Origin of the sequence: Gemmatimonas sp. (genome assembly GCF_041689975.1) — a bacterium.
Classification (GTDB): domain Bacteria; phylum Gemmatimonadota; class Gemmatimonadetes; order Gemmatimonadales; family Gemmatimonadaceae; genus Gemmatimonas.
Genome location: NZ_JBDNFF010000363.1, coordinates 1 through 7,014 on the forward strand (window position 1 = coordinate 1; position 7,014 = coordinate 7,014).

The window sequence follows — 7,014 nt, forward strand, 5'->3', positions numbered from 1 at the left end:
CGCCGTTCGCGCGAAGTCCGCGAAGATAGCGAAGGCCCGCGGTGAGGACGCACAGATCCTGAGTGTGTCCCTGTTCGCGCAAGTCCCGCTCCATCAATTACGTACGCCACCACCTGGTTCTCGAGAGTGCCGAGTTTTCTCCAGCTTTAGTGCGACATCACCCTGCCTTTCGTGCGCATCGATCCACCGCCCAGTGAGCTGATCGAGTGCGTCGAGCTGTCGCGGAGAGGAGTTTGGCGGAACGACTCCCATTTCGAGCCATGCGGTCAGAGGAGTGCCGATTCCTGTTCTTCGCCTGCTGCTCTGCGTTCTCTGCGCCTCCGCGTCCTCTGCGTGATCGGTTCAGCGGCCTGTTCGTCGCCGCCCCCCGGGAGTCGTGTGCGGCGTACGGTGCGCACGGGGCAGTGGAACTGATCACGCAGAGAACGCAGCGGCGCTCCGTCAAACCGTGCCGGATTTTCTCGTGACTACGCGCGAAACCCATTCCCTCGCACAATGCATCGTCGAACGACAGGACCTGGACACCTTCGAGATGTTCCGCTTGGCGTCATAGCGTAAAAATCAGCGCAGAACTCGGCACTCTTGAGTTCTGCGCTGATGGGCAGCACAACGAACGGAATACAGCGGAATAACGACGGCATCGGAGACCCGGTGAGAGGGGAAGTCAGCGCCGCACCTCACGCTCTTTCCAGAGCGAGTAGATCGCGGGGATCACGACGAGGGTGAGCAGCGTGCTGGTAATCATTCCCCCAACCATCGGTGCGGCAATGCGTTTCATCACATCGGCGCCCGTATCCTGGCTCCAGAGGATCGGCACGAGACCCGCCATGATGGCCATGACCGTCATGATCTTCGGACGAACACGCTCCACGGCGCCAGACTCCACCGCCGCATCCACGTCGGGACGATCCCGCAACTCGCCACGCACAGCGCGGTCGTGGTAGGCATGATCGAGGTACAGCAGCATGATGACGCCCGTCTCGGCCGCTACGCCCGCCAAGGCGATGAAGCCAATGGCCACCGCGACGCTCAGGTGGTAATCGAGTAACCACATCAACCACACGCCACCCGCCAGCGAGAATGGAAGCGACAGCATCACGATCCCCGCTTCCGTCACACTCCGAAAGTTGAGGTACAGCAGTCCGAAAATGATGAGCAGGGTTATCGGCACGACGATTCGAAGTCGGGCTGTCGCACGTTCGAGGGCCTCGAATTGCCCGGACCACTCGAGGCGGTAACCAGGCGGGAGCGTGAGTCGATCGGCGATCACGCGTTTCGCGTCGGCCACATAGCTTCCTAAATCACGCCCCTGTACGTCGACGTACACGATGGCGTTGAGCGTCGCGTTTTCGGACTTGATCAGCGTCGGTCCGCGCACCACCGCGATGCGCGCCACATCACCGAGCGCCACTTGGGCAGTCTGACCATTTGGGCCGGGGGGCGTGGCCACGAGCACGCTCCGCAACTTGGTCGGATCGTTGCGCAACGCTGACGGATAACGTACCAGCACGCCGTAACGCTCGCGCCCCTCGAGCACCTCGCCAGCGGCCGCACCGCCGACCGCAGTACCGAGCGTCGCTTGCACATCGTCGGTGGTCAAGCCATAGCGCGCCACGGCGGCGCGATCGATGGTGACGTCGAGATACCGGCCTCCCATCGCCTCCTCGGCGAACACACTGTTCGTGCCCGCCACGGTCGGAAGCAGACCTTCTATTTGACGCCCGATCCGATCGAGTGTCTCGAGATTCGGACCGATGACCTTGATCCCGACGGGGGTCTTGATGCCTGTCGCCAACATGTCGAGCCGATTCTTGATCGGCATGCTCCACATGTTCGCGACGCCCGGCGTGCGCACACGCGCGTTAACTTCGGACACGATGGAGTCGTAAGTCACGCCAGGCCGCCACTCCTTCCGATCTTTCAGCACCGCGATGGTCTCGATCATGGACATCGGCGCCATGTCCGTCGCGGACTCGGCGCGTCCGATCTTGCCCATCACGGTGGCGACTTCCGGAATCTGCGCCAGCGCGGCATCGCGTTGCTGCACGATCTCCTTCGCCATCGCCCCGCTTACGCCAGGCATGAGCGAGGGCATATCCATGATCGCGCCCTCGTTCAGCGGTGGCATGAACTCACTCCCCAAGCGCGACCATGGCCACACGGTCGCCACGAGCACACAGCCCGCCGCGATGATGGTCGTCCAGCGATGACGGAGCACCCACCCGATCACCGGGCGATACGCGCGGACCAGCGCGCGATTCACCGGATTCGCAGCCTCCGGCTTCACGCCCGACCGAATGCACAGGCCCATCATGACCGGTACCAGCGTGAGGGACAGCAACGCCGCCGACGCCATGGCAAGCGTCTTGGTCCACGCCAACGGCGCGAACAGCCGGCCCTCCTGATCGCCAAGCGCGAACACCGGGAGAAATGACGCAGTGATAATCAGGAGCGATACGAACAGCGACGGTCCGACTTCCTGCGCCGACTCGACAACGAGGGTCCAGTGGGCCTTCGGAGCACCATCCGCTTCGTTACGCTCCATATGCTTGTGCAGGTTCTCCACCATCACGATGGCCGCGTCGATCATGGCACCGATGGCGATGGCGATGCCACCCAGTGACATGATGTTTGCGCTCAGGCCGAGCAGCCGCATCGTGAGCAACGACATCAGGATGCCGATGGGCAGCGTGACAATGGCGACCAACGCGCTCGGAGCGTGCAGCAGAAACACGAGGGCGACCAGCGCCACGATGATCGACTCCTCGATCAACTTCGTGCGAAGCGTGTGGATGGCCCGTTCGATCAGGCCCGAGCGGTCGTAACCCTGCACGAACCGCACGCCAGCAGGCAGCGCGCGCTCGAGCTCCGTCATTCGTTCCTTCACGCCCTTGATGACGGTGAGTGGGTTCGCGCCGTAGCGCATGACCACCCATCCTGTCACCACTTCGCCTTTTCCATTCAACTCGGCGATGCCACGGCGAAGCGCTGGACCGACGTGAACGGTCGCGACGTCGCCGACCGTGACCGGAGTACCGCCGGCGCCCGTGCCCAGAGTAACGGCACGCAGGTCGTCGAGCGATGTCACGCGACCACGCCCGCGCACGACGTATTCCGTGCCGCCCATGGCCAGCACGCGCCCGCCGACGTCCTGATTCGACGCGCGTAGCGCCTCCACGACGTGGGAGATCGGCACGTTGAACGCGAGCAGCTTCGTCGGATCGACCTGGACCTGATATTCTTTCTCGAAGCCGCCGAGCGACGCGATCTCGGCGACGCCGGGAACGGCGGTGAGTGCCGGCCGCACGACGAAATCCTGCAACGCGCGCAGATCAGCGAGATTCCGGGTACCGGTGGTATCGGCCAGAATGTATTGCATGACCCAGCCGACGCCGGTGGCATCGGGTCCGAGCGTCGGCATGACGCCCGACGGCAACTTGTCGCGCACGCCGTTCAGGTACTCGAGCACGCGGCTGCGTGCCCAATAGAGGTCGGTGCCGTCCTCGAACACCACGTACACGGCCGACAGCCCGAACTGGCTCATGCCACGCACGAACTTCGTGTTCGGCACCTTGAGCAGCTCGGTCTCCAGCGGATACGTGATCTGATCTTCGACGAGTTGCGGCGCTTGACCCGGCCACTCCGTCATCACGATCACCTGCGCATCCGACAAGTCGGGAATTGCATCGACCGGGGTGGTCAGCATCGCCCAGATGCCGGCCGCAACCACCGCCATCGTGGCAACCAGCACCGTACCTTTGTGCGCGACGGACCACGCAATCAGGCGCGCTGGCACGGATGCACGAACGGGCGACGACGTGTCGGTCACGGTGGACTCCGTCGCGACGGTGCCGGTGCGCGTGGCACGGTCGAGGGCGATGCGGTGGGCCGTGATGTCGCGGGCCGTGATGTCGCGGCTGCGCCCGACATGCCGCGTGTGTCTGCGCCCGACATGTCCATGCCGGGCATATCGCTCATCGTGCCGGCGCCACCACCCATGCCGATCATGCTCTTCATCACGTCGGCGAGGTTGGATTCCGATTCGAGCAGGAACTGCGCAGAGGTGACTACCCGTTGGCCCGGTTCAAGACCCGCCAGCACCTCCGTGACCTCGCCGGATACCCGGCCCAGCTCCACGTCGTGCGGCATGAGCCGACCGTTGCCCATGTCGACAAAGACGATGGCGCGTTCGCCGGTCTGGATCACTGCGGTTGACGGCACGGTGAGGGCCGTACGAGCGGGGGTACTCAGGCGCGCCGTGGCATACATGCCTGGCTTGAGCCGACCATCGGCGTTGCGCACCACGATGCGCGCGGCAAGGGTGCGTGTGGCCTCGCCGACCGTCGGATAGACGTAGGCGACACGTCCTTCGTAGGGCCTTCCTGGCAGCGCGGTGAATTCCAGCGTGGTGCTCGTGCCCTCTCGCACGAGACTCGCATCCGTTTCGCGCAGCTGGATGTTCACCCACACGGAAGACAGGTCCGTGATCGTATACAGCGGCACGCCGGCCTGGACAGCCTGTCCCTGCACGACGAATCGCTCCGTGATGACACCGGACATGGGCGCGTAGAGCATGATCGTGCGCTGCACCAATCCGGTGCGCAAAACGTCGCCGATCAGCGATTCCGGGACATCCCAGAGCCGAAGACGTTGCCGCGCGGCGGCGAGCAGGCTCCCTGAAGAGGCGGGCACGCCGGGTACCGAGGTGCCGGACAACGACATGTCGAGATCTCGCGCGATCAGCAGCTCCTGCTGCGCGGCGAGTACCTCGGGTGAATAGATCGCCGCCATCGGTTGCCCGCGACGTACCGGCTGTCCAGTGCTGCTCACATACAGCCGTTCGACGAATCCCGCGATCCGCGGCGTCACGCTCGCGAGCCGCGTCTCATCGGCCATCACGGTGCCGAGGGCACGCACTTCGTCGGTCATGACGCGCTGTTCGACGGTTCCGAACAGCACACCGAACTGCCGAAGCTGCGCCGCCGTGAAGACCGCCGTACCGTCGGTACTCATGTCCATGCCCGGCATTCCCGGCATGCCCGGCATTTCTGCCGCTGACGCGCGGGGGTTCTCACCGGCTGTTGCACTACCACGCTCCAACCACCACCAGCTCACGGCGGCGACAGCGAGCGCCAAGGTCGCGACGAGCGTCCATCGTGTTCTGGTCATGGCCGCTCCTCCGGGAGCACGCTGGATCCGGTAACCTGTTCGAGCGCCGCAATGGCCTTTGCGAAGTCGGTCATGGCGCGCACGTACGACAGCTCGGACGCGAGCAGCGCAGATTCTGTGGTGAACACGGTCCCCATGTCGGCCTGGCCGTTGCGATAGCCCGCAAGCGCCGCGGCAACTGCTGCTCGTCCTTGCGGAAGTATCCCGACGGTATATAGCGCGAGTAGCGTCCGGCTTTGCTCGGCGAGCCCGAGCAGGCGTGCCACTTCGGCATTCAATCCGTTGCGTGCGACGACATAGTCGCTCTCCAGTGCAGCGAGCTCCGCACGGGCCTCCGCGACCTGTGGTTTTTGTCGTGCGGAATTCTGCAGCCGGAGCGGAACGGAAACCTGTGCGGTCACCATGTCGGGCCGACCCAGGCGTTGACCATACTGCACCGACACGTCGAAGTCGGGCTTGTAGTCGGTGCGCGCGAACTCGGCCCGAACCGCCTGCGCAGCGACCATCGCCTCTTGCTGCCGCAGCACCGGACTCGCTTCCCCCGCGAGCGCTTGCAGCGCGGCGAGCGACGGCAGTGGCGAACCCGCCGCCCGCGCCCCCAATGAGGCAGCGAGAAAATGGACGTCGCGTGCTTCGGCCGAGACTGCAGCACGCGCGAAGCGCTCCGGTATGTCGGCGTCCACGAGGGGCGTCTCGCTCGCTCGGTTCAGCGCGGCATTGAGCTGCGCGAGAGTTGCCCGTTGCTGCTCAAGAAGTATGCTCGCCATCTCTGCGACGCGCGTGGTCTCGACGCGGGCCTGCAGCACGTCCTGCTGCCTGCCGATCCCGCTGCCGTAGCGCACGTCGGCAACACGCACGACGTCGGCGAGGATCTGTCGATTGAGATCCAGCAGAGCAAGCGCTTGTCGCGTGTACGCCAGGTCGTAGTACGCGTCGCGAACGGAACGCGCGACCTCGAGGCGCGCGGCCGCCACCGCGGCGTCGGCCGCCTCGGCCTCATACGCGGCAGCACGACGTTGGAGGCCAAGCTTGCCCGGATAGGGGATGGTTTGCCCGAGGCCGACCATGCGCATGGTCATCTCGTCCGCCGTAAAATTGGGTTGACGGAGCGGCAGGTTCACGATGCCCGCCATCAGCATCGGATCGGAGCGTGAGCCTGCCGGACGTATGCGGGCGCGAGCGGCCGCCAGTCGGGCTTGGGCCGCGCGCAGAGCTGGACTGGCGACTTCGGCCAGCCGCACGAGCGAGTCCAGCCCGTGCGGCTGTACGGCCGGCCGCGTCGCGGACAAAGGGAGGAACGCCGGCGCCCCTTGTCCCGGTAGGACCGTAGAAAAGATCATCAGCGCTACTACGACGCGCGCGGCCGTACGAAATGTGAAGTGCATGAGTCCTCGGGCTGTGTCTCGGAGGGCGCGCCGGCCGCCTGTGGAAGCGGGGTGAACGACGCGCACGCTTCCCGCCGATGCCCACCCTTCGAGGGTGACCACAGGCGGACCAACAACGCCTGCGCGTGAAGCGCGAGACGCTCTCGGTCGGGACTACGCTCGGGGAGGAGGGACGTCGGGCGCCGAGCTCTCCCAGCGCGGCATCGTCACCAGAAGCGCGACGGCATACAACGGCTCATCGGCGGGCGAAGGCAGTCGCACGGCAGCCGGAAGCGACGCGAACACACACGGCGCCATCGTTGAGCACGTAGTCGACGTCGTGGATGTATCGCACGGTGCGTCCGGAGCTGCTGCCGTCGGATCGGACGGAGTCTCAGCGGCCCCACCGGGCAATGTGCCGGCCATGTCCATGCCGACCATGTCCATGCCGGCCATGTCCATGCCGGCCATGTCCATGCCG

The 7,014-nt window shown here is 65.2% G+C and carries 3 protein-coding genes and 1 pseudogene; all 4 read right to left on the reverse strand.

Annotated features, from left to right (window positions below):
• Window positions 1–664: 664 nt before the first annotated feature.
• Window positions 665–3,796: an efflux RND transporter permease subunit gene (locus tag ACESNG_RS21120; RefSeq protein WP_373065442.1), complete on the reverse strand. Its 3,132-nt coding sequence runs from the start codon at window positions 3,794–3,796 to the stop codon at window positions 665–667.
• A gap of 29 nt (window positions 3,797–3,825) precedes the next feature.
• Window positions 3,826–5,169 (reverse strand): efflux RND transporter periplasmic adaptor subunit, encoded by a 1,344-nt coding sequence (locus ACESNG_RS21125; RefSeq protein ID WP_373070701.1) that lies wholly within the window; start codon window positions 5,167–5,169, stop codon window positions 3,826–3,828.
• A complete protein-coding gene (locus tag ACESNG_RS21130; RefSeq protein ID WP_373070703.1) occupies window positions 5,166–6,509 on the reverse strand; it encodes a TolC family protein in 1,344 nt (447 codons plus the stop codon). The genes ACESNG_RS21125 and ACESNG_RS21130 overlap by 4 nt, the downstream gene beginning before the upstream one ends.
• Window positions 6,510–6,707: 198 nt before the next feature.
• Window positions 6,708–7,014, reverse strand: a pseudogene (locus ACESNG_RS21135) (hypothetical protein); the annotation flags it as partial.